The following is a 21,597-nucleotide window of genomic DNA, read 5'->3' as shown; positions in this document are numbered from 1 at the left end:
AGCCCGTAGCGGCCACTGGCGAACATCCATCACCGGATTCTTTTGCTATCCCACCAACCACAATGGCCTGATAGTGTTACCGACAGGCGTGGGATTTTCAGTACAGGCTTTCCTATAGCAAAGCCCGTACCAGACCGCTCGCCGAAGCCGTTCGACGACAGGTCAATAGCAAAACTTGTAGCCTTGCGACATCTTCTTAACGGATCAACCAGACGCGCACTCACCTCACGCACTCATTGAGAGCGCACGCACAAAATTGGAGCAGCCATGACCGAGCCCTTGATTCTTCAACCCGTTAAGCCCGCAGACGCCTGCGTTATATGGCTGCACGGCCTGGGCGCCGACCGCTACGATTTCCTGCCAGTGGCCGAAGCCTTGCAGGAAAGCCTGCTGACCACTCGCTTCGTTCTCCCGCAGGCACCGACCCGCGCCGTGACCATCAACGGCGGTTATGAGATGCCGAGCTGGTACGACATATTGGCCATGAGCCCGGCGCGCGCGATCAGTCGTGAGCAGCTGGAAGCGTCGGCGCAGAGAGTCTTCGATTTGATTGAAGAGCAGCGCGCCAGCGGAATAGACGCCTCGCGGATTTTCCTGGCAGGTTTTTCCCAGGGCGGCGCTGTCGTCTTGCACACCGCTTTCCTGAAATGGCAGGGGCCGTTGGGTGGCGTACTTGCCCTCTCCACTTATGCACCGACCTTCAGCGATGAACTGGAGCTTTCGGCCAGCCAGCAGCGCATTCCCGTGCTGTCTATGCATGGCCAGTACGATGACGTGGTTCAGAACGCCATGGGTCGCAGCGCCTACGAGCATTTGAAGCAGCGTGGTGTCACCGTGACATGGCAGGAATACCCAATGGGTCACGAAGTGTTACCCGAGGAAATTCGCGACATCGGCGTCTGGCTGGCCGAGCGTTTACGCTAATCCCGACCCATTGATCCATCCCACTACGCCGCGCCCGATTCTTGCATTACACTGGCCGGCGTATATTCCTTAACCAATTGATGAGATGACCGTGCTCAAAGCACTCAAGAAAATGTTCGGTAAAAGCGAGACTGAGCAGCTCGCGCCAGTTGCCAGCGCTCCGTCTCACATCCCCAGCCACCGCACCGACGGTAATCAGCCTGGCCGGACCGCAACCGTAGCGGCACCGAAACACGAGCCTGTGGCCACACCGGCCGCCCAACCTGTCGAGATTTTCGCCGCCGAGCCACCGCGCAGCGAAACGCCGAAACCTGCAAAACCGCGGCGCGAACCGAAACCGAAAGCGCCGGTCATTCCCTGGAAACTCGAAGACTTCGCCGTCGAACCCCAGGAAGGCAAAACCCGTTTCCACGATTTCAAACTCGCCCCGGAACTGATGCACGCCATCCAGGATCTGGGCTTTCCGTATTGCACGCCGATCCAGGCGCAGGTGCTCGGCTTCACCCTCGCGGGCAAAGACGCCATCGGTCGCGCCCAGACCGGCACCGGCAAAACCGCTGCGTTCCTGATCTCGATCATCACCCAACTGCTGGAAACCCCGCCACCCAAGGAACGCTACATGGGTGAACCGCGGGCGTTGATCATCGCGCCGACCCGCGAACTGGTGGTGCAGATCGCCAAGGACGCCGCCGACCTGACCAAGTACACCGGCCTCAACGTCATGACATTTGTCGGCGGCATGGACTTCGACAAGCAGCTCAAGCACCTCGAAGCCCGTCACTGCGACATCCTCGTGGCCACCCCGGGTCGCCTGCTCGACTTCAACCAGCGCGGCGACGTGCATCTGGACATGGTCGAAGTCATGGTGCTGGACGAAGCCGACCGGATGCTCGACATGGGTTTCATCCCGCAAGTGCGTCAGATCATTCGCCAGACGCCGCCGAAGAACGAGCGCCAGACGCTGCTGTTCTCCGCCACCTTCACCGAAGACGTGATGAACCTCGCCAAGCAATGGACCACCGACCCGTCGATCGTCGAGATCGAGTCGCAGAACGTGGCCAGCGAAAACGTCGAGCAACACATCTACGCCGTCGCCGGTGCCGACAAATACAAACTGCTCTACAACCTGGTCAACGACAACGGTTGGGAGCGGGTCATGGTGTTCGCCAACCGCAAGGATGAAGTGCGGCGCATCGAAGAACGCCTGGTGCGTGACGGCGTCAACGCCGCGCAACTGTCCGGCGACGTACCGCAGCACAAGCGCATCAAGACTCTGGAAGGTTTCCGCGAAGGCAAGATACGCGTGCTCGTCGCCACCGACGTGGCCGGTCGCGGCATCCACATCGACGGCATCAGCCACGTGATCAACTTCACCCTGCCGGAAGTCCCGGACGATTACGTGCACCGCATCGGTCGTACCGGTCGTGCCGGCGCGGATGGCGTGTCCATCAGTTTTGCCGGTGAAGATGACTCCTACCAGCTACCGTCCATCGAGGCGTTGCTGGGTCGGAAAATCAGCTGTGAAACGCCGCCGACGCATCTGCTGCGGGCGGTTGAGCGCAAGCGCCCGTAACTCGGGCCCTTGCAGGAAGAGGCGCAGCCGGAAACGGACTGCGCTTTTTTTTCGTCCCGATGTTGCCCAAGACAACTAAAAGTCCATAATGGACAAATTAGTTTAATTGCAGCGCTCGGAGCCGACCATGTCCAGTACGCCTTATGTGATCACCCAACCCCAGGCCCGCGAGCTGCTGGCGCAGGTCGACGTGCCGCAGATCCTGCGCAAGCTGTTCCGCGACCTGGCGGCCGGGCAAGCGGTGCAACCGGCGCAGCAGCTGGTGGAGTTCCCTCAGGGCGCTGGCGACTTCATCAACTACCTGGGCGTGCTGGCCGAAGACGGCGTCTACGGGGTCAAGACTTCGCCTTACATCGTGCGCGAACAAGGCCCGTTGGTGACCGCCTGGACGTTGTTGATGTCGATGCAAACCGGTCAACCGTTGCTGCTGTGCGATGCCGGCGAACTGACCACCGCACGCACGGCCGCGACCACCGCCGTCGCCGTCGATGCCCTCGCCCCGTTGAAGGCGCAGCGCCTGGCGATTATCGGCAGCGGCAAGGTGGCTCAGGCACACCTGCATTACGTTAAAGATCTGCGTGACTGGCAGAGCATCAGCCTCTATTCGCCGAGCCTGAGCGATAAAAACCCTGAAACGCTGGCACAGCTCAAACGCCTCGATTCACGCCTGACCATCGCCGACAGTCGCGAAGCGGCGATTCAGGACGCCGACGTGATCATGCTCTGCACCTCGTCCGCCGGCCCGGTGATCGATCCCTCCAGCTTGAGCAAACCGGCGCTGATCACCTCCATCAGCACCAACGCCCCGCGCGCCCATGAAGTCCCGCCGCAGAGCCTCAATGACATGCAGGTGTTCTGCGACTATCGTCAGACCACCCCGGGTTCGGCGGGTGAAATGCTGATTGCGGGGGAACAACATGGCTGGGACAAGAGCGCGATCGTTGGCGACCTGCCGGATCTGCTCAGCGAGAAGGTAAAACGCCCTGACTACGACCGTCATGTGTTCTTCCGCTCGATCGGCCTGGGCCTGGAAGACATCGCACTGGCCAATGCCATCTACCGCCTACACCCCTGACACCACAAATCCTGTAGGAGCGAGGCTTGCCCGCGAAGGCGGTCTGTCAGTTTAAATTATGCCTCCTGACACACCGCCTTCGCGGGCAAGCCTCGCTCCTACAGGGGATCTTTATTTGCGCTCGACAGGAGACGTTCATGAGCCAGGCAGATTTCATCATCATCGGCGGCGGGATTGCCGGCGCTTCCACCGGTTTCTGGCTGTCGCAGCACGCCCGTGTGATTGTGCTCGAACGCGAATCCCATCCGGCCTATCACTCCACCGGACGCTCCGCCGCGCTCTATACCGCCGCGTATGGCACACCGCAGGTTCGGGCGCTGACCCAGGCCAGTCGCGACTTCTTCGACGCGCCGCCCAGCGGTTTCTGCGAACACCCGCTGCTGACCCCGCGCGGCGAGATGACCGTGGATTTCACCGGCGACCCCGCCGAGCTGAACAATCAATACCTGAGCGCCAAGGCCACGGTGGCAGAGATGCAACTGCTCAGTGCCGACGAAGCCTGTGCGCGCCTGCCGATCCTGCGCCGGGAAAAAGTCCATGGCGCAATCTACGATCCGACCGCCAGCGACATCGACACCGACGCCCTGCACCAGGGTTACCTGCGTGGCATCCGGCGCAACAAAAGCGAAGTGCATACCGACTGCGAAGTGCTGGGCCTTAACCGTGACGCCGAAGGCCTGTGGCAGGTCCAAACCAACGGTCAGACCTTCAGCGCACCGGTCATCATCAACGCGGCAGGCGCGTGGGCCGACAAGATCGGCGAGATGGCCGGCGCCAAACCGCTGGGACTGCAACCGAAACGGCGTGCGGCGTTCATTTTCGCCGGCCCCGAGGGCGTGGATATCCACCATTGGCCGATGCTGGTCAGCCTCGACGAATCGTTCTACATGAAACCCGATGCCGGGATGTTCCTCGGCTCGCCGGCCAATGCCGACCCGGTGGAACCACACGACGTGCAACCTGAAGAGCTGGACATCGCCATGGGCATCTACCAGATCGAAGAAGCCACCACCCTGACCATCCGCCGCCCGACCCGCACCTGGGCTGGCCTGCGCAGCTTCGTCAGCGATGGCGATTTGATCAGTGGCTTCGATCGGCAAGTGCCGGGGCTGTTTTGGGTCGCGGCACAGGGCGGTTACGGCATCCAGACTTCACCGGCCATGGGCCAGGCCAGCGCTGCGCTGGTACGCGGTGAAGCCTTGCCGGATCAGCTCAGCCGTTTCGGCCTGGACGCCGAGATGCTCTCCCCTGCTCGCCTGGGCTGATTGTCGCCCTCAGGTGACGTGTCGACACGATTGCGGCAAACTTCCAGCGCCCTTTTTGCAGGGCGCTGACGCTGCCTGGAGTTCCACTGTATGAACGCACCTGAAAAAGACCCGGCTGTGGATAACACCTCTCTGGACAACTACCGTGCGATCGCCGACGCCATCGCAACGCTGTTCTTCCCCCACGCCGAAGTGGTGCTGCATGACCTGCGCACGCAGAAGGTCGATTACATCGCCAACAACCTGTCCAAGCGGGAAATCGGTGATGATTCGGCACTGGAGGACATGCTCAGCGACGATGTCAGCGAACGAAACATCGGGCCATACGAAAAGCTCAATTGGGATGGCCAGAAGATTCGCAGCCTGAGCAGTGTCTTGCGCGACAGCGAAGGTCATCCGCTGGCGGTGCTGTGCATCAACCTGAATATTTCGTTGTTCGAAAACGCGAAGGCGGCGCTGGATCTGTTCCTGTCGCCGAGCAAGCTGATCCCGCAGCCGGACTCACTGTTTCGCGATGACTGGCAGGAGCGCATCAATACGTTTCTGCACGCCTGGCTGCGCGAGCGTCAGCTGAGCCTGAACCTGCTGACGCGCGACCACAAACGCGAACTGGTGTTGGCTTTGCACGCCGAAGGGGCCTTCAAGGGTAAAAGCGCTTCGAACTATGTGGCCAATGTGCTGAACATGGGACGGGCGACTGTTTACAAGCATTTGAAGGAATTGAAGGGTTAACGCCTGAGATGTGCGCTGGCTGAACGGGCCTCTTCGCGGGCAAGCCTCGCGCCTACAGTTTCAGTGTTGTTCATTCGATGGATGAACGTCGCGAAACCCTGTAGGAGCGAGGCTTGCCCGCGAAAGCAATTGATCAGTCGCCGTAGATGTCGGACTTGAAGTACTTCTCGGAAATCTTCTGATACTCGCCGCTGGCGCGAATACCGTCGATGGCCGTGTTCAATTCAGCGACCAACTCGCTATTGCCCTTGCGCACCGCAATCCCGGCGCCCTCGCCCACGTATTTCGGATCCTTCAACTCCGGCCCGACAAAGGCATAGCCCTTGCCACGCGGCATCGCCAGGAAGTCACTCAGTGGAATGGTGTCGGCAAAAATGGCATCGAGGCGACCGGCTGCCAGGTCCATGTAGATTTCTTCGTTGTTACTGTAGCGCTTGACGTTGATGCCCTTAGGTTCAAACACCTCGGTGGCGTAACGGTCGGTGGTGGTTGCACGCTGCACACCGACCGTCTTGCCCTTGAGGCTGGCGTACTGGTCATCCACGGCCGCGCCTTCCTTCATCACCAGACGCGATGAAGTGAAGTAGTACTTGTGGGAGAAATCCACCGACTTCTTGCGGTCTTCATTGATGGTCATGGACGACAGCGCCATGTCGATTTTCTTCACTTTCAGGGAAGGAATCAGACCGTCGAATTCGCCCTCGACCCACACACACTTGACCTTCATCTGCGCGCACAGGGCATTACCGATGTCGTAGTCGAAACCGACGATCTCGCCCTTTTCGGTTTTCGACGCGAAGGGCGGATAAGCAGCTTCGATGCCGATGCGCAAGGTTTTGTCGGCGGCGAACAGCGTGCTGCACGCCAACAGGCTCAGCGCCAGACCGGTGATGAGGGGGAGTTTCTTCATGTTCGTTCTCTCGCGGGTTGTTGTTGGTTTGGCAAGACAGAAGAAAGAGCTGAAGCGGGGGAACCGCCTTTTTTTGTACTTGTAATTCCATACTGGACTTTTATGTATAAGTCGTCAATCGGGGTTATGGCCGATGGTCGGGTGGTGTGTCAGGAAGATATTGGGTGATGCGAATGGCCCTTCGTGAGCAGGCTCGCTCCTACAAGGGATCTATGTCGTACACAGATTTTGTGTTCATGGAGATCAACTGTGGGAGTGAGCCTGCTCGCGATGGGGCCAGACCTGTCGACAACAAAACAACAGGTTGTTTACGGCTTCCAGCGATCCGCCGCCGCATGATCGCTGTCACGCCCTTCCACCCAACGCGGCCCGTCACGGGTGTTTTCCTTCTTCCAGAACGGCGCACGGGTTTTCAGGTAGTCCATGACAAAGGCGCAGGCATCGAACGCTGCCTGGCGGTGGGCGCTGGCGGCGCCGACGAAGACGATTGGTTCACCCGGTTCCAGGGCGCCGATCCGGTGCAGTACTTCAAGCTTGAGCAGCGGCCAACGCTGTTCAGCCTCAAGGGCGATTTTGCCGAGGGCCTTTTCGGTCATGCCCGGATAGTGTTCGAGAAACATTCCGGCCACATCGAGCCCGTCATTGAAGTCGCGCACGTAGCCGACAAAACTCACCACCGCCCCAACGCCGACATTGGCGGCGTGCATGGCATTGACTTCAGCACCCGGATCGAAGGACGTGGACTGCACGCGAATCGCCATGTCAGCCCCCGGTCACGGTCGGAAAGAATGCCACTTCATCGCCGTCAGTCACCGGTTCGTCGAGCTGGCACAGGTCCTCGTTGCGGGCGCACATCAGGTTCTGCTCGCTCAGCACCTCGGCACCGTCACGCTGAGCCAGCAGCGCACGCACATCGTCGACCGTGGTGAAATCGCCTTCAACCTTGACCGAATCCACGCCAAGCGCTTCGCGGTAGCGGGCAAAAAACCTCACGGTGACGTTCATGGCTGATCTGCCTGGAAATGGCCGCTCTCGCCGCCGAGTTTTTCCAGCAGCCGCACGCTTTCGATGGTCATGCCGCGGTCCACGGCCTTGCACATGTCGTAGATCGTCAGCGCGGCGACACTTGCGGCCGTCAGCGCTTCCATCTCGACGCCGGTCTGCCCGGACAACTTGCAACGCGCGACGATGCGCACGGTGTCATCGCCTTCGGCACTGAGCTCGACCTTGACGCCGGTGAGCATCAGCGGATGGCACAGCGGGATCAGATCGCTGGTCTTCTTCGCCGCTTGAATGCCGGCAATGCGCGCCACGGCGAACACATCACCCTTGGGGTGACCGCCGCTGACGATCATCTGCAGGGTTTCAGGCAGCATGCGCACCAGCGCTTGGGCCGTCGCTTCACGGAACGTCACGGCTTTTTCGGTGACGTCGACCATGTTGGCGCGACCTTGGGAATCGAGATGAGTCAGCACAGGGTTACTCCTGATCAGGAGCGTCGATTGTAAACCTGCGGGTCAATTTTCCGCACGCTTGATTATCGGATTACTGCATTCCCCTGTAGGAGCGAGGCTTGCCCGCGAAGGCGGCGTGTCAGACAGATTGATGTTGAATGTGCCGCCGTCTTCGCGGCCAAGCCTCGCTCCTACAAGGGTTTTGGGTTGGGCATAAAAAACCGGGCGGCTTTTGCGGCCGCCCGGTTCTGGTGACGCGCTTACAAATGCGATTCGGCGTATTCGGCCAGAATCGAACGTGGCACCCCTTGCAGGGTGATGTGCACACCGTTGGGGAAATCCTTGAAGCGTTCGGTCAGGTACGTCAGCCCGGAGCTGGTCGCGGACAGGTAAGGGGTGTCGATCTGCGCCAGGTTGCCCAGGCACACCACTTTGGAACCTGCGCCGGCACGGGTGATGATGGTTTTCATCTGGTGCGGTGTCAGGTTCTGGCATTCATCGATCAAAATCAGGCTTTGCTGGAAGCTGCGGCCTCGAATGTAGTTGAGGGATTTGAACTGCAACGGCACTTTGCTGAGGATGTAATCGACGCTGCCATGGGTGTTTTCGTCATCCATGTGCAAGGCTTCGAGGTTGTCGGTGATGGCGCCCAGCCAAGGCTCCATTTTTTCCGCTTCGGTGCCGGGCAGGAAACCGATCTCCTGGTCCAGGCCCTGCACGCTGCGCGTCGCGATGATCCGGCGGTAGCGCTTGCTGACCATGGTCTGCTCGATCGCCGCCGCCAGGGCCAGGATGGTTTTACCCGAGCCGGCGGCCCCGGTCAGGTTGACCAGGTGGATATCCGGATCGAGCAAGGCATACAGCGCCAGGCTTTGATAGATGTCACGCGGTTTCAGGCCCCAGGCTTCCTGGTGCAACAGGGGTTCCTGATGCAGGTCGAGAATCAGCAGGCGGTCTTCCTCGATCTCCTTGATCCAGCCGACAAAACCCTGTTCGTCGATAATGAACTCATTGATATGCACAGCCGGCAGGTTGTCGATCAGTTGCACCTGATGCCAGGTGCGACCGTGGTCCTGACGGGTTTCGACATTCTTCACGCGATCCCAGAAGGAGCCGTCCATGTTGTGGTAACCGTTGGGCAGCAGCGATACGTCATCGACCAATTGGTCGGTGCTGTAGTCCTCGGCCGCGATCCCGCACGCCCGGGCCTTGAGGCGCATGTTGATGTCTTTGGTGACCAGCACCACGGGCAGCTTGGGTTCGCGCGCGTGCAAGTCGATCAACTGGTTGATGATGATGTTGTCGTTCAGGTGTTCAGGAAGAATGATGTTCGGCTCGGCACGCTTGCTCATCAGAATTGACAGCAAACCCTTTGGCCCACTTTTGCCACGCTGGATCGGTACGCCAAGCTCGACGTCTTCAGGGCTGGCATCGCCCAGGGTCTTGTCGATCAGGCGAATCGCCTGACGGCATTCCGCAGCCACGCTGTGATGCCCGCTCTTGAGCTTGTCCAGCTCCTCAAGCACGGTCATCGGGATGGCAACGTGGTGTTCTTCGAAGTTAAGCAGGGCGTTTGGATCGTGAATCAATACGTTGGTATCGAGTACATAAAGGATTGGCTGGTTGGAGGAAGAACTACGTCCGTGATCATCCATACTCGGTCACCTTTGTGGGAGCCAGTCGACGCAATACCGTGACAGTGCTGCGCCTCGATGTGGCCACCGAATTCACCTGTTGGGACTCAAGTGAACTGCATCCATAGCTGGGTCTTGGAAGACGCCACCTGTGTTGCAGGTTTCGGCGGTCTGTCTTCGTAATACTCCAAAACCCATGACAGAAAAAAGTACTTTGACGTTTTTTTGAAGTTTATTTTTCAGAGTGACCAATAGCACTAGGCGGATGGCCATCACCCCGTTAAAGTCGGAAGTCCGCCTGCATCGAAATCTGCTCGAAAATCACCCCGACTTCCCCTCCTCCCCAATGATTCCGGGCTTTTTACGGTTTCAACGAAACGCGTCCTGACAGTCCTCCCAACCGATCCCGCTTTGCGCCGTTTGCGTGATAAGCCAGGGCATCGCCGTTTTGACGGCATCCTGCTTCACATTGAAGTTGATTACCCCGTGCCGCCACAGCAGCATCAGCGTCAACACGCGCTGCGCGCTCGGGTTGCCCTTGAGCTTGCCGGCGCCATCCTGGGCATCGATGTCCCACAACGCCACCTGCAAACCCTGAGCCTTGAAGAAGCCTTCGGCATCCGAACGACGCTGGCCATCGGGCGGGCGAAACAGCGGCATGTAATTCTCCGGCAGTTTGCTTTTGACCAGCTCGACGCTACGGCGCACCGAGTCCTGCCAGTCCTGCCAGTGGCTGTGGGAGCGAAACTCCCAGCCTTGCACGCCGATGCACTGCGTTGAGTACGTCGCTTGCAGACTGGCCACCGAGCGCTCGGCCAGACGCGCCTGGATGTCTTTGCCCAGCACGAAGAAGGTGCCACTCATGTTGGACTTGCGCAGGTACTCCGTAACCCAGCCAGTGTTGTCCGGCGTGACATTGGCGGCGCTGTCGAACGTCAGCAAAAACAGCCGGTCATGCATCTCGTCGCCGTTGCGCTCATAGTCGCCAAAACGATCGACTTCGCTGCTGCTCTGTGGAAACAGCGCAGCCTTGCGCAGTTGCTCGTCGAGGTATTGGGCGTGGAACAACCGGCTCGGCTCCGACCACTTTATGTAATAGCTGTCGTCGCTGACCTGAAACTTGGCCGCTTGCTGACGCAGGGTGTCCATGTCCTCAACGAGGAAACAGAACGAGGCATCCTGATCACAGCTCTGCTGGGCGAAGTTGTAGTTGGTGAGCAGGCGCTGCCACAGGCGCTGGCGCAGGTTGTTGACGGCCTCCAGATTGATCTTGCGCAGGCCCAGGCCTTGGGCCAGGCTCGCTTCATCCAGCGACTCGCTGGCGAGCAGTACGCGCGCGAACATGAGGATTTCGGCACGCGAGGCCACGTCGAACAGCGTCGGGCTGCTGAGCTGCTCCGGCCAGGTGCTGCGATCAAGCGTCGCCACATCGCCCGGTGCCGCCATGGCGCCGAAACTCAAGAACCAGGCCGATAATAGAAAAACGATACGCAATGGGATGTCTCCATAACAAAACCCGCGCGGCACTATAGCTGATCCGGTGCTGCCCACGATCTCCTGTAGGAGCGAGGCTTGCCCGCGAAGGCGGTGTATCAGTCTAATCATCAGTGATTGACAAACCGCCTTCGCGGGCAAGCCTCGCTCCTACAGGGGTTTATGCAAAACCACCGATCACCTATGACGCTGATAGCTGGAGTCAACCGGCCCAACCCCCTAGAATCGCGCCCACGATTAAAGGAGACGACTTCATGCTGATGGTGATTTCCCCCGCCAAGACCCTCGACTACGAAACACCGCCGGCGACCCAGCGCTTCACCCAGCCGCAATACCTCGACCATTCCCAGGAGCTGATCATGCAGCTGCGCGACCTGACGCCAGCGCAGATCAGTGAATTGATGCACGTCTCCGACAAGATCGGCGGCCTCAACGCCGCGCGTTTCGGCAGCTGGACGCCAGCCTTCACACCGGAAAACGCCAAGCAGGCATTGCTCGCCTTCAAGGGTGACGTGTACACCGGCCTCAACGCACAAACCTTCAGCGAAGCCGATTTCGATTACGCGCAACAGCACTTGCGCATGCTCTCAGGTCTGTACGGCCTGCTGCGCCCTCTGGATCTGATGCAACCGTATCGTCTGGAGATGGGCACCAAACTGGCGAATGCCCGTGGCAAGGATCTGTATGCGTTCTGGGGCACCCGGATCAGCGAATGGCTGAACGAAGCCCTGGCCGATCAGGGCGACGACGTGTTGTTGAACCTGGCCTCCAACGAGTACTTCTCGGCGGTCAAACGCAATGCCCTGAACGCGCGCATCATTAATACCGACTTCAAGGACCTGAAGAACGGCCAATACAAGATCATCAGCTTCTACGCGAAAAAAGCGCGCGGAATGATGAGTCGTTTTGTCATTGAAGAGCGCGTCAACGACCCGGCAGACCTCAAACAGTTCGATGTTCAAGGCTATCGTTACAGCGCCGAGCAGTCCAAACCGGACCATTTGGTATTCCTGCGCGATCACGCGCCAGAATAAGCACCCGGTTGGTGCACGACAGCGAAAAATCGTCGTGCGCCGCCGTCTGATCGTCCAACAATTCCCCGCCTTATTCGCCGATATATTGGCGCCAAAAAAACATCGCACAATTTTCTAACTATTGTTTCACTCGACTGTGATGATTTTTTTCAGTAGTGGCACTGAAAATTTTTATCGGTAGTGGCACAAAACTATCTGACGCGATAATAAGCCTATATATAAAGGGCCAAACGGCAAGTGCTATCAATCTGAAAGCAGTGCCATCTTTCTCAATATTTCAAGAAATTTCAGAATTCGCGATGGGCGGACTGGAACTATGTCCAAATGCGTAGCTCATACCACCGGTAACGATTCTCTCAATGCATGTACGAGATAACTTACGCAGAGAAGAGCGTCACGTAGCGAAGTTGTCACATTAACTTTTGCAGACTGGGTCTCTAATTTGGGCAACACAGAAAGGACAGGAGATACGCTGATCAATATCCCCTTCAAGGCCAAGGCAGCGCCCCTATAAACGTGCTCACCTGAGCACCCAACCGCTTGATTTACGGGCTTCTGGCCTGGCATCGAGCGCGCAAGACCTTTGCATTCTGTCTTCTGACCAGAAGATCGGCTGCATAACAGGGCACATCAGAATAATAAGGCCTAGTTGCGCACATCTTGAGTGCACTTATTTAGACACTCGGAACTTTGTATGCCTGCACGCGGCACTGTGGCGCCTGTAAGGCCGCACTTTGCGAGTGCACTATACCGCTGGACACCATTAACTCCGGCCATGTAATGGCTTGATAAACACAGAGGTAATTGCGATGCGCATCAGCATATTTGGTTTGGGTTACGTCGGCGCAGTATGTGCCGGTTGCCTGTCTGCACGGGGCCATGACGTCGTTGGCGTCGATGTTGCCAAAGACAAAATCGATATGATCAACGCCGGCCGTTCGCCGATCGTTGAACCGGGTCTGGGCGAACTTCTGAAGAAGGGTATCGAGACGGGCAAATTGCGCGGCACGACCAACTTCGCCGAAGCGATTCGCGACACCGACCTGTCGATGATCTGCGTCGGTACGCCGAGCAAGAAGAACGGCGACCTGGAACTGAACTACATCGAAGCCGTGTGCCGCGAGATCGGTTTTGTCCTGCGTGACAAGACCACCCGCCACACCATCGTGGTTCGCAGCACCGTTTTGCCGGGCACTGTCGCAAACGTTGTCATCCCGATCCTCGAAGACTGCTCCGGCAAGAAAGCCGGCGTTGATTTCGGCGTTGCAGTGAACCCTGAGTTCCTGCGTGAAAGCACCGCGATCGCCGACTACGACCTGCCGCCAATGACCGTCATCGGTGAGTTCGACAAAGCCTCGGGCGACGTTCTGCAATCGCTGTACGAAGAGCTCGACGCACCGATCATCCGCAAGGACATCGCTGTTGCGGAAATGATCAAGTACACCTGCAACGTGTGGCACGCCACCAAAGTGACCTTCGCCAACGAGATCGGCAACATTGCCAAGGCGTGCGGCGTCGACGGTCGCGAAGTGATGGAAGTGGTCTGCCAGGACAAGACCCTCAACCTGTCCCAGTACTACATGCGCCCAGGCTTCGCGTTCGGCGGTTCGTGCCTGCCGAAGGACGTGCGCGCCCTGACCTACCGCGCCGGTGCTCTGGACGTGGAATCGCCTTTGCTGAATTCGCTGATGCGCAGTAACGAGTCTCAGGTGCAGAACGCCTTCGACATCGTTTCCAGCCACGACAAACGCAAAGTCGCCCTGCTGGGCCTGAGCTTCAAAGCCGGCACCGATGACCTGCGCGAAAGCCCGCTGGTGGATCTGGCGGAAATGCTGATCGGCAAGGGTTACGACCTGAGCATTTACGACAGCAACGTCGAATACGCCCGTGTCCACGGCGCGAACAAGGATTACATCGAGTCGAAGATCCCTCACGTCTCGTCCTTGCTCAACGCCGACTTCGACGACGTGATCGCCAACTCCGACGTGATCATCCTCGGCAACCGTGACGAGAAATTCCGCGCCCTGGCGCAGAACGCTCCACACGGCAAGCAAGTCGTCGACCTGGTTGGCTTCATGTCCAAAGCCACCAGCGTCAGCGGCCGCACCGAAGGCATCTGCTGGTAACAAGCCGCTCCCTGTAGGAGCCAGGCTTGCCGGCGAATCACGCAACGCGGTGTGTCTCGCACACCGCCTTCGCGGGCAAGCCTCGCTCCTACGGTTTTTATGCCTGCCTTAACCCCATCGGGCCACCCCACAGGCTCGCCCGAGATAGAGACGGATGCAGATTATGCACAGGCTAAAGCACGGCCTACTTCAGGTCGCCGGTTGGCTGTTTTACTTAAGTTTATTGATGGGCATCGCCATGGCGTTGCCTGCGTCCACATTCGATTCCGATTCGAAGGACTTTATCTTCCTCATCGGTTTCATCGGCATCTGGCGCTACTCGATGGGCGCCACGCACTTTGTGCGTGGGATGCTGTTTCTGTACGTGGTCTACCCGCACCTGCGGCGCAAAGTGCGCAAGCTGGGTAAAGCGGCAGACCCGTCCCATGTGTTCTTGATGGTCACCAGTTTTCGTATCGACGCGCTGACCACCGCACAGGTCTACGCCTCCGTCATCCGCGAAGCGATCGACTGCGGCCTGCCGACCACCATGGTCTGCTCCATCGTGGAAATGTCCGATGAGAAGCTGGTGAAAAGCCTTTGGACGAAGATGAATCCGCCGGATCGGGTCAAGCTCGACTTCGTGCGCATTCCCGGCACCGGCAAGCGTGATGGCCTGGCCTACGGTTTCCGCGCCATCTCCCGCCACCTGCCGGACGACCGCGCCGTGGTGGCCGTGATCGATGGCGACACCGTGCTCGCCGAGGGCACCGTGCTCAAAACCGTGCCGTGGTTCCAGCTGTTCGGCAATGTCGGCGGCCTGACCACCAACGAGTTCTGCGAAGTGCGCGGCGGCTACATCATGAGCGAGTGGCACAAACTGCGATTCGCCCAGCGCCACATCAACATGTGCTCGATGGCCCTGTCCAAGCGCGTGCTAACCATGACCGGCCGGATGTCGGTATTCCGCGCGACCGTGGTCACCAACCCGGACTTCATCGCCGACGTGGAAAGCGACTCGCTGCAACACTGGCGCCTGGGCCGCTTCAAGTTCCTGACCGGTGACGACAAGTCGAGCTGGTTCAGCCTGATGCGCCTGGGCTACGACACGTTCTACGTGCCGGATGCCGCGATCCACACCGTGGAACACCCGCCGGAAAAAAGCTTTATCAAGGCCAGTCGCAAACTGATGTTCCGCTGGTACGGCAACAACCTGCGCCAGAACGCCCGCGCCCTGGGCCTGGGGGTTAAACGCCTCGGCTTGTTTACCTCGGTGGTGCTGTTCGATCAGCGCGTGTCGATGTGGACCTCGTTGCTGGGCCTGACGGTCGCGATCATCGCGTCCTTCAAGTACGGCACCGCGTTCATCCTGGTGTACCTGCTGTGGATCGGCATTACCCGCCTGATCCTGACCGTGCTGCTGTCGTTGTCCGGTCACCGGATCGGCCCGGCCTACCCGGCGATTCTCTATTACAACCAGATCGTTGGCGCGCTGGTGAAGATCTACGTGTTCTTCCGCCTCGACCAACAGTCCTGGACTCGCCAGCCCACTTCCCTGACCCGTGATCTCGCCAGCTTTCAACGTTGGTTCAACACTTGGTCGTCTCGGACCATGACCTTCTCCGCCGGCAGCATCTTTGTTGCCGTGCTGCTGATGATGGTCTGACCGCCCCCTTATTGAATTAACCAGGAAAACGCCCCTATGAATACCGCCGTCAACGCCAACGTAGTGCATGAGTCAGAAGCCCAGCGCCAACACGCCCGAGTGAAAATCCCGGCCAAGCTGCGTTTCTATGGTCCTGACCGGACCCCGGTTGAAGCTCGAGTGATCGACCTCTCCGCTGGCGGCCTGGCCTTCAATGCCGGTCAGCTGCCGCTGAAAACCGGCGATGTGTACAAGGCGCGCCTGCAATTCGTCATCGATAACCTCGGTCTGGCCATGGACGTGGAATTGCTGATCCGCTCCGTCGACCGCCAGACCGGCCGCATCGGTTGCCAGTTCCAGAACCTGGAGCCCCAGGATATTTCCACCCTGCGTCACCTGATCACCTCGCACCTGGCCGGCGACATCGTCAGCATGGGTGAAGTGCTGGCCACCCTGCAGCGGGACAACTTCACCAAGGCGCGCAAGATGAAGGACGGCGGCCACGGCATGACCGCGTTCGGTCGTCTGCGTGCCGTGACCTTCAGCTTCGCGATTTTCCTCGTCGGCCTGGCGGCGTTCGGTTTCATCTTCAAGTCGGTGTACGGCATGTACTTCGTCAGCCACGCCCAGGCAGGCCTGGTCAGCGTGGCAGGCATGAACATCACCATGCCGCGCGACGGCACCGTGCAAAGCCTGATCAAGGCTGACGGCGTTGCCGCCAAAGGCGCGCCGCTTGCAACGTTCAGCACCAGCATGCTCGATGTGCTCAAGGGTCATCTTGACGACAATCAACTGCAACCGGCCAAGGTCGAAGAGCTGTTCGGCAAGCAAATGACCGGCACCCTGACCTCGCCGTGCGATTGCACCGTGGCCCAGCAACTGGTCGCCAACGGTCAGTACGCCAGCAAAGGCGACGTGATCTTCCAACTGGTGCCGCGCAACAGCGAAGCCAATGTTGAAGCGCGCTTCTCCTATCGCCAGTTCGGCGATGTGCTGCCAGGCAGCACGGTCAGCTTCCAGATCGCCGGCGAAGACAAAACCCGCAGCGGCAAGATCGTCAGCAGCACCAGCCTGAAAAGCGCCGACCTTTCCTCCGACATCCGCGTGCTGATCCAGCCAGACGAGCCGCTCGACAGCAAGTTCGCCGGTCGCCCGGTTGAAGTGAACAGCACCCGTGGTCCGAACCTGAACTGGCTGATCGACAAAGCCATGGCCGCCGGTATTTAAGCAGAGGACATGCCCGTGACTAGCCCACTCAGAATCCTGCCAGTCCCGCTGACTCTGGCCATGGCAATCGCCCTGGCCGGATGCGCCGGCCTGCCCGACCAGCGTCTGGCCAACGAAGCCCTCAAGCGCGGCGACACCGCGCTGGCGGCGCAGAACTATCAGCAACTGGCAGACCTGGGTTACAGCGAAGCACAGGTTGGCCTGGCCGATATCCAGGTCGATAGCCGTGATCCGGCGCAGATCAAGCAGGCCGAGGCGACTTACCGCGCCGCGGCCAGCGTCTCGCCGCGGGCCCAGGCTCGCCTGGGTCGTCTGCTGGTGGCCAAACCCGGCTCCACCGAAGCCGAACAGCACGAAGCCGAAGGCCTGTTGAAGAAAGCCACTGCCGCAGGCGAAGGCAACACCCTGATCCCGCTGGCGATGCTGTACCTGCAATACCCGCACAGTTTCCCCAACGTCAACGCGCAACAGCAGATCAGCCAATGGCGCGCCGAAGGCAAGCCGGAAGCGGGCCTGGCCCAAGTGCTGCTCTATCGCACCCAGGGCACTTACGACCAGCACCTGGACGAAGTGGAAACCATCTGCAAAGCCGCGTTGAACACCACGGACATCTGCTACGTCGAACTGGCCACGGTCTATCAGAAACAGGCCAAGCCTGAGCAACAGGCCGAACTGATCAAGCAGATGCAAGCCGCTCACGCTCGCGGCACGGTGACCGCTCAACGTGTCGACAGTGTGGCTCGCGTGTTGGGCGATGCGAACCTGGGCAAGACCGACGAGAAAACCGCTCAGTCGCTGCTCGAAGGCATCGCTCCGGGCTACCCCGCTTCCTGGGTCAGCCTCGCGCAATTGCTCTACGACTTCCCGGAACTGGGCGACGTCGACACGATGATGAAGTACCTGGACAACGGCCGCGCCGCCGACCAGCCGCGCGCCGAACTGTTGCTGGGCAAGCTCTACTACGAAGGCAAAATGGTGCCGGCCGACGCGAAGGCCGCCGAAGAACACTTCAAGAAAGCCGTCGACCGAGAAGTGGCCGCCGATTACTACCTCGGCCAGATCTACCGTCGCGGTTACCTGGGCCAGGTCTATTCGCAGAAAGCACTGGACCACTTGCTCAAGGCTGCGCGTAACGGCCAGAACAGCGCCGACTTCGCCATTGCCCAACTGTTCTCCCAAGGCAAGGGCACCCGGCCCGACCCGCTTAACGCTTACGTCTTCAGCCAATTGGCCAAGGCGCAGAACACCCCGCAAGCCACCGAGCTTGCACAAACACTCGAAGCCCAACTGCCGCCTGCCCAGCTCGCCGAGGCCAAACGCCTGTTGAAACAAGAACAGGACGTTCGTGGTGCCTTGAGCCAGAACACGCTGGAACTGCATGCCCTGCAAGAAGAAGACGGCGAGGAATCCCTATGAAGTTGAATCCATTCGTGAAGGCCGGTATTGGCCTGTCATTCGCCCTCTTGTGGTCGTGCCCGACCCTGGCGGCCCTGACTGAAAGCAAGAACTACGGCCTTGACGTGAAAATCACCGCCCAGTCCGAAGACGATACCGACCTGGGTACGGCGAGCGGCGGCGACGTCAATGGCGTCGGTCTCGACCTGCGTCCATGGATCTACGGCGAGAGCGGCGCGTGGAGCGGTTATGCGATGGGTCAGGCCGTGACGTCTACCGACATCATCGAGACCGATACCCTGCAGCAGTCCGACAGCGACGGCACCCAGGCCACCGACAACGGTGATCGCAAGAGCAAGAAAAACTACCTGGCGATGCGCGAGTTCTGGGTCGGCTACAGCGGCCTGACGCCGTACCCTGGCGAGATCCTCAAGCTCGGTCGCCAGCGCCTGCGCAACGACGACGGCCAATGGCGCGACACCAACATCGAAGCCCTGAACTGGACCTTCGACACCACTCTGTTGCGCGCCAACGCCGGTGTCGCCGAACGCTTCAGCGAGTACCGCACCGACCTCACCGAACTCGCGCCCAAAGACAAGGATCGCCTGCACGCCTACGCCGATGCGGCGTATCAGTGGACGCCGGGCAACTGGGTCGGCATTCGCGGTCATCACACCCACGATGACGGCAAGCTTGACTATCCAGAGCCAGGTGTTCCCGCCGATTCTCTGGACAAGAAAGAGAACGGCGACATCAGCTGGATCGGCCTGACCGCCGACAGCGATGCCTACAACTGGCGCAACACCAACACCGTCAATTACTGGGGCAGCGTCACCGGCATGAGCGGCGACCGCGACACGGTCAACCCGCTGAACGCCGATGGCACCCCACCAGCCCAAGCCAAGACCAGCGGCAACGTCGATGGCTGGGCGACTGACCTGGGCGTGCGTCTGCGCCTCGATCCGCAATGGCAAGTCGGTGCAGCCTATGCCCGCGCCAGTGCCGATTACGAACAGAACGGCCTGGAAAGTAACCGCTCGAACTACACCGGTACCCGTTCCCGTGTTCACCGTTTCGGCGAAGCCTTCCGCGGCGAAATGAACAACATGCAGACCGCGACGTTGTTCGGTTCGTGGATGCTCAACGACGAATACGACGCCAGTGTGATCTACCACAAATTCTGGCGTGTCGACGGCAACAAGCCAGTCGGCAGCAACGGCATCAATGCCGTGCAGAACGACACCGACGACGTGACCGGCGCCGTGCTCTCCAGCACCTCCCTGCCGCTGGAAGATGGCAACAAAGACCTCGGCCAGGAAATGGACGTGGTCGTCACCAAGTACTTCAAGCAAGGCCTGCTGCCGGCCTCCCTGAGTCAGTCGATCGATGAGCCTTCGGCCCTCGTGCGTTTGCGTGGCGGTGTGTTCAAGCCGGGCGACGCGTATGGCAAAGGCGTCGACTCGTACATGCACCGCGCGTTTATCGACGTGATCTGGCGCTTCTGATGCGAACCGCGAAGGGAGTTCCTCACATGACCAGTCCGAAGAGAGGCTCGTTGACCTTGCTGGCCGGCGCGATGCTGCTGGCCAGCTCGGCGGCCTTCGCCACCGCGGAGCCGGCCGCACCCGTGCAGAAAGGGCAGCCGGCGACCATTGCCAAAGGTCTGCAACAGGCCAAGACCTACACTGTCAGCAGCGCACCGACCGAGCCACTGGAACTGGCTGCGCCGAAACTGCCGGACACCTCCGGATACACCGCCGAAGCCATCGCCGCGAAAATCGTGCGCACCAAGGCTGGCAAAATCAGCGTGCGCCGGATGATGCAGGAAAACGCCCTGAAGGACTTCATCGGCGGCGACAACAAGATGGCTGAATGGGTGGTGCGTCAGCACGGCATCCCGCAGGCGATCTTCGTCGACGACGGCTACATGAACCTCAAGGATCTGGCCAAGAAGCTGCCCAAGCAGTACTTCAGCGAAACCTCGCCGGGCGTGTTCCTGGCGAAGTTGCCAATCGTGGTGGGCGAGAAAGGCATCCTGGAAATCGACAAGCAGACCCAGGAGCTGCGCCTGTCCCAAGAGGCCGGTTCGTTCCTGGTCAACGACGGCCAGTTGTTTGTGCGCGATACCAAAATCACTGGCTGGAGCGAGAAGGCAAACGGCCCGGCGGCCTTCAAGTCGCCGAAGGAATTCCGTCCGTTCATGCTGTCCTGGGGCGGCACCGAGACCTACATCGCCAACAGCAAGATCGCCAGCTTCGGCTACGCCAACAGTAAGTCCTACGGCGTGAGTATTTCCCAATACACGCCGAACATGGCCAAGGTGCTCAAGCGCCCTGAACCGACCGGCTGGATCGTCGGCTCCGAGTTCTTGGACATGTGGTACGGCTTCTACTGCTACGAAACCCGCGACTTCGTGGTCAAGGGCAACACCTACAAAGACAACATCGTCTACGGCATTGACCCGCATGACCGTTCCCACGGTCTGATCATCGCCGACAACACCGTTTTCGGGACCAAGAAGAAGCACGGGATCATTATTTCCCGTGAGGTCAACGACAGCTTCATCTTCAACAACCGCAGCTACGACAACAAGTTGTCGGGCCTGGTGATCGACCGTAACAGCGTCAACAACCTGATCGCCTACAACGAGATCTACAAGAACCACACGGACGGCATCACCCTCTACGAGAGTGGCGACAATCTGATTTACGGCAACAAGGTGATCAGCAACCGTCGCCACGGCATCCGTATTCGTAACAGCGTGAACATCCGTCTCTACGAAAACCTCGCCATGGCCAACGGCCTGACCGGAGTCTACGGCCACATCAAGGACCTGAGCGACACCGATCGGGACATCAAGCTCGACCCGTTCGACGCCCAGGTCTCGCTGATCATCGTCGGCGGCGAACTGGCCGGCAACGGCAGCGGACCGCTGTCCATCGACTCGCCGCTGAGCGTCGAGTTGTATCGCGTGTCCATGCTCGCGCCGACCAAATCCAGTGGCATCAGCTTCAACGGGATTCTTGGCGAGCGCCAGGATGAAATTCTCGACCTGCTGGTGCGCCAGCAGAAAGCCGTGCTGATCGACCCTGTCGAACGCCAGACCGAAATGCAGGACTGAGGATAATTT

General features: G+C 59.6%; 18 protein-coding genes. 12 read left to right on the top strand and 6 right to left on the bottom strand.

Annotated features, from left to right (window positions below; translation table 11 throughout):
• Positions 1-267 precede the first annotated feature (267 nt).
• The 5 genes from ACIQV9_RS11980 to ACIQV9_RS11960 all read left to right on the top strand — a co-directional run bounded on the left by ACIQV9_RS11980 (position 268) and on the right by ACIQV9_RS11960 (position 5,569).
• Positions 268-924, top strand: coding sequence for an alpha/beta hydrolase (locus ACIQV9_RS11980; protein WP_403101365.1), 657 nt, complete (start codon positions 268-270; stop codon positions 922-924).
• 85 nt (positions 925-1,009) lie between these two features.
• A complete protein-coding gene (rhlB, locus tag ACIQV9_RS11975) occupies positions 1,010-2,497 on the top strand; it encodes an ATP-dependent RNA helicase RhlB (protein ID WP_403101364.1) in 1,488 nt (495 codons plus the stop codon).
• Positions 2,498-2,624: 127 nt separating this feature from the next.
• Positions 2,625-3,572 (top strand): ornithine cyclodeaminase family protein, encoded by a 948-nt coding sequence (locus ACIQV9_RS11970; protein WP_403101362.1) that lies wholly within the window; start codon positions 2,625-2,627, stop codon positions 3,570-3,572.
• A gap of 137 nt (positions 3,573-3,709) precedes the next feature.
• Positions 3,710-4,837, top strand: coding sequence for an NAD(P)/FAD-dependent oxidoreductase (locus ACIQV9_RS11965; RefSeq protein ID WP_403101360.1), 1,128 nt, complete (start codon positions 3,710-3,712; stop codon positions 4,835-4,837).
• A 90-nt stretch (positions 4,838-4,927) separates the two neighbouring features.
• Entirely contained in the window at positions 4,928-5,569 is a 642-nt protein-coding gene (locus ACIQV9_RS11960; RefSeq protein WP_403101358.1) for a transcriptional regulator, read from the top strand.
• 133 nt (positions 5,570-5,702) lie between these two features.
• Here the strand turns inward: ACIQV9_RS11960 and ACIQV9_RS11955 are convergent, their stop codons facing one another.
• The 6 genes from ACIQV9_RS11955 to ACIQV9_RS11930 form a co-directional block, all read right to left on the bottom strand.
• Positions 5,703-6,479: an ABC transporter substrate-binding protein gene (locus ACIQV9_RS11955; protein WP_403101356.1), complete on the bottom strand. Its 777-nt coding sequence runs from the start codon at positions 6,477-6,479 to the stop codon at positions 5,703-5,705.
• 308 nt (positions 6,480-6,787) lie between these two features.
• Entirely contained in the window at positions 6,788-7,240 is a 453-nt protein-coding gene (moaE, locus tag ACIQV9_RS11950) for a molybdopterin synthase catalytic subunit MoaE (RefSeq protein WP_403101354.1), read from the bottom strand.
• Between the two features lies 1 nt (position 7,241).
• Entirely contained in the window at positions 7,242-7,484 is a 243-nt protein-coding gene (gene moaD, locus ACIQV9_RS11945) for a molybdopterin converting factor subunit 1 (RefSeq protein ID WP_403101352.1), read from the bottom strand.
• The gene (moaC, locus tag ACIQV9_RS11940; protein ID WP_403101350.1) at positions 7,481-7,954 is read right to left on the bottom strand and encodes a cyclic pyranopterin monophosphate synthase MoaC; all 474 of its coding nucleotides are present in this window, start codon (positions 7,952-7,954) and stop codon (positions 7,481-7,483) included. The genes moaD and moaC overlap by 4 nt, the downstream gene beginning before the upstream one ends.
• A 239-nt stretch (positions 7,955-8,193) precedes the next feature.
• A complete protein-coding gene (locus ACIQV9_RS11935; RefSeq protein WP_109628080.1) occupies positions 8,194-9,588 on the bottom strand; it encodes a PhoH family protein in 1,395 nt (464 codons plus the stop codon).
• Positions 9,589-9,936: 348 nt separating this feature from the next.
• Positions 9,937-11,061, bottom strand: coding sequence for a polysaccharide deacetylase family protein (locus ACIQV9_RS11930; RefSeq protein WP_403101348.1), 1,125 nt, complete (start codon positions 11,059-11,061; stop codon positions 9,937-9,939).
• A 254-nt stretch (positions 11,062-11,315) separates the two neighbouring features.
• Between ACIQV9_RS11930 and yaaA the strand changes: the two genes are divergently transcribed.
• The 7 genes from yaaA (at position 11,316) to algG (ending at position 21,588) form a co-directional block, all read left to right on the top strand.
• A complete protein-coding gene (yaaA, locus tag ACIQV9_RS11925; protein WP_403101346.1) occupies positions 11,316-12,095 on the top strand; it encodes a peroxide stress protein YaaA in 780 nt (259 codons plus the stop codon).
• Positions 12,096-12,904: 809 nt separating this feature from the next.
• Entirely contained in the window at positions 12,905-14,221 is a 1,317-nt protein-coding gene (locus ACIQV9_RS11920; RefSeq protein ID WP_219095791.1) for a nucleotide sugar dehydrogenase, read from the top strand.
• A gap of 163 nt (positions 14,222-14,384) precedes the next feature.
• Positions 14,385-15,866, top strand: a complete 1,482-nt coding sequence (alg8, locus tag ACIQV9_RS11915) for a mannuronan synthase (RefSeq protein WP_403101344.1) — start codon at positions 14,385-14,387, stop codon at positions 15,864-15,866.
• Positions 15,867-15,902: 36 nt separating this feature from the next.
• The gene (locus tag ACIQV9_RS11910) at positions 15,903-17,072 is read left to right on the top strand and encodes a PilZ domain-containing protein (protein ID WP_403101342.1); all 1,170 of its coding nucleotides are present in this window, start codon (positions 15,903-15,905) and stop codon (positions 17,070-17,072) included.
• 9 nt (positions 17,073-17,081) lie between these two features.
• The gene (gene algK / locus ACIQV9_RS11905) at positions 17,082-18,488 is read left to right on the top strand and encodes an alginate biosynthesis TPR repeat lipoprotein AlgK (protein WP_403101340.1); all 1,407 of its coding nucleotides are present in this window, start codon (positions 17,082-17,084) and stop codon (positions 18,486-18,488) included.
• A complete protein-coding gene (locus ACIQV9_RS11900; RefSeq protein ID WP_403101338.1) occupies positions 18,485-19,972 on the top strand; it encodes an alginate export family protein in 1,488 nt (495 codons plus the stop codon). Before algK ends, ACIQV9_RS11900 begins: the two co-directional genes overlap by 4 nt.
• Positions 19,973-19,998: 26 nt before the next feature.
• Positions 19,999-21,588, top strand: a complete 1,590-nt coding sequence (gene algG, locus ACIQV9_RS11895) for a mannuronan 5-epimerase AlgG (protein WP_403101336.1) — start codon at positions 19,999-20,001, stop codon at positions 21,586-21,588.
• The last annotated feature ends 9 nt before the right edge of the window (positions 21,589-21,597 follow it).

Origin of the sequence: Pseudomonas sp. NPDC099000 (assembly GCF_044759925.1) — a bacterium.
GTDB lineage: Bacteria > Pseudomonadota > Gammaproteobacteria > Pseudomonadales > Pseudomonadaceae > Aquipseudomonas.
This window is presented reverse-complemented; position numbering and strand designations above follow the sequence as displayed.

Coding starts and splice junctions, on each gene's coding strand:
- ACIQV9_RS11920 (WP_219095791.1), top strand. CDS start 12,905: ATGCGCATCAGCATATTTGGTTTGGGTTACGTCGGCGCAGTATGTGCC.
- ACIQV9_RS11960 (WP_403101358.1), top strand. CDS start 4,928: ATGAACGCACCTGAAAAAGACCCGGCTGTGGATAACACCTCTCTGGAC.
- moaE (WP_403101354.1), bottom strand. CDS start 7,240: ATGGCGATTCGCGTGCAGTCCACGTCCTTCGATCCGGGTGCTGAAGTC.
- ACIQV9_RS11935 (WP_109628080.1), bottom strand. CDS start 9,588: ATGGATGATCACGGACGTAGTTCTTCCTCCAACCAGCCAATCCTTTAT.
- yaaA (WP_403101346.1), top strand. CDS start 11,316: ATGCTGATGGTGATTTCCCCCGCCAAGACCCTCGACTACGAAACACCG.
- ACIQV9_RS11965 (WP_403101360.1), top strand. CDS start 3,710: ATGAGCCAGGCAGATTTCATCATCATCGGCGGCGGGATTGCCGGCGCT.
- ACIQV9_RS11900 (WP_403101338.1), top strand. CDS start 18,485: ATGAAGTTGAATCCATTCGTGAAGGCCGGTATTGGCCTGTCATTCGCC.
- ACIQV9_RS11970 (WP_403101362.1), top strand. CDS start 2,625: ATGTCCAGTACGCCTTATGTGATCACCCAACCCCAGGCCCGCGAGCTG.
- alg8 (WP_403101344.1), top strand. CDS start 14,385: ATGCACAGGCTAAAGCACGGCCTACTTCAGGTCGCCGGTTGGCTGTTT.
- ACIQV9_RS11910 (WP_403101342.1), top strand. CDS start 15,903: ATGAATACCGCCGTCAACGCCAACGTAGTGCATGAGTCAGAAGCCCAG.
- moaD (WP_403101352.1), bottom strand. CDS start 7,484: ATGAACGTCACCGTGAGGTTTTTTGCCCGCTACCGCGAAGCGCTTGGC.
- rhlB (WP_403101364.1), top strand. CDS start 1,010: ATGACCGTGCTCAAAGCACTCAAGAAAATGTTCGGTAAAAGCGAGACT.
- ACIQV9_RS11955 (WP_403101356.1), bottom strand. CDS start 6,479: ATGAAGAAACTCCCCCTCATCACCGGTCTGGCGCTGAGCCTGTTGGCG.
- algK (WP_403101340.1), top strand. CDS start 17,082: ATGCCCGTGACTAGCCCACTCAGAATCCTGCCAGTCCCGCTGACTCTG.
- ACIQV9_RS11980 (WP_403101365.1), top strand. CDS start 268: ATGACCGAGCCCTTGATTCTTCAACCCGTTAAGCCCGCAGACGCCTGC.
- algG (WP_403101336.1), top strand. CDS start 19,999: ATGACCAGTCCGAAGAGAGGCTCGTTGACCTTGCTGGCCGGCGCGATG.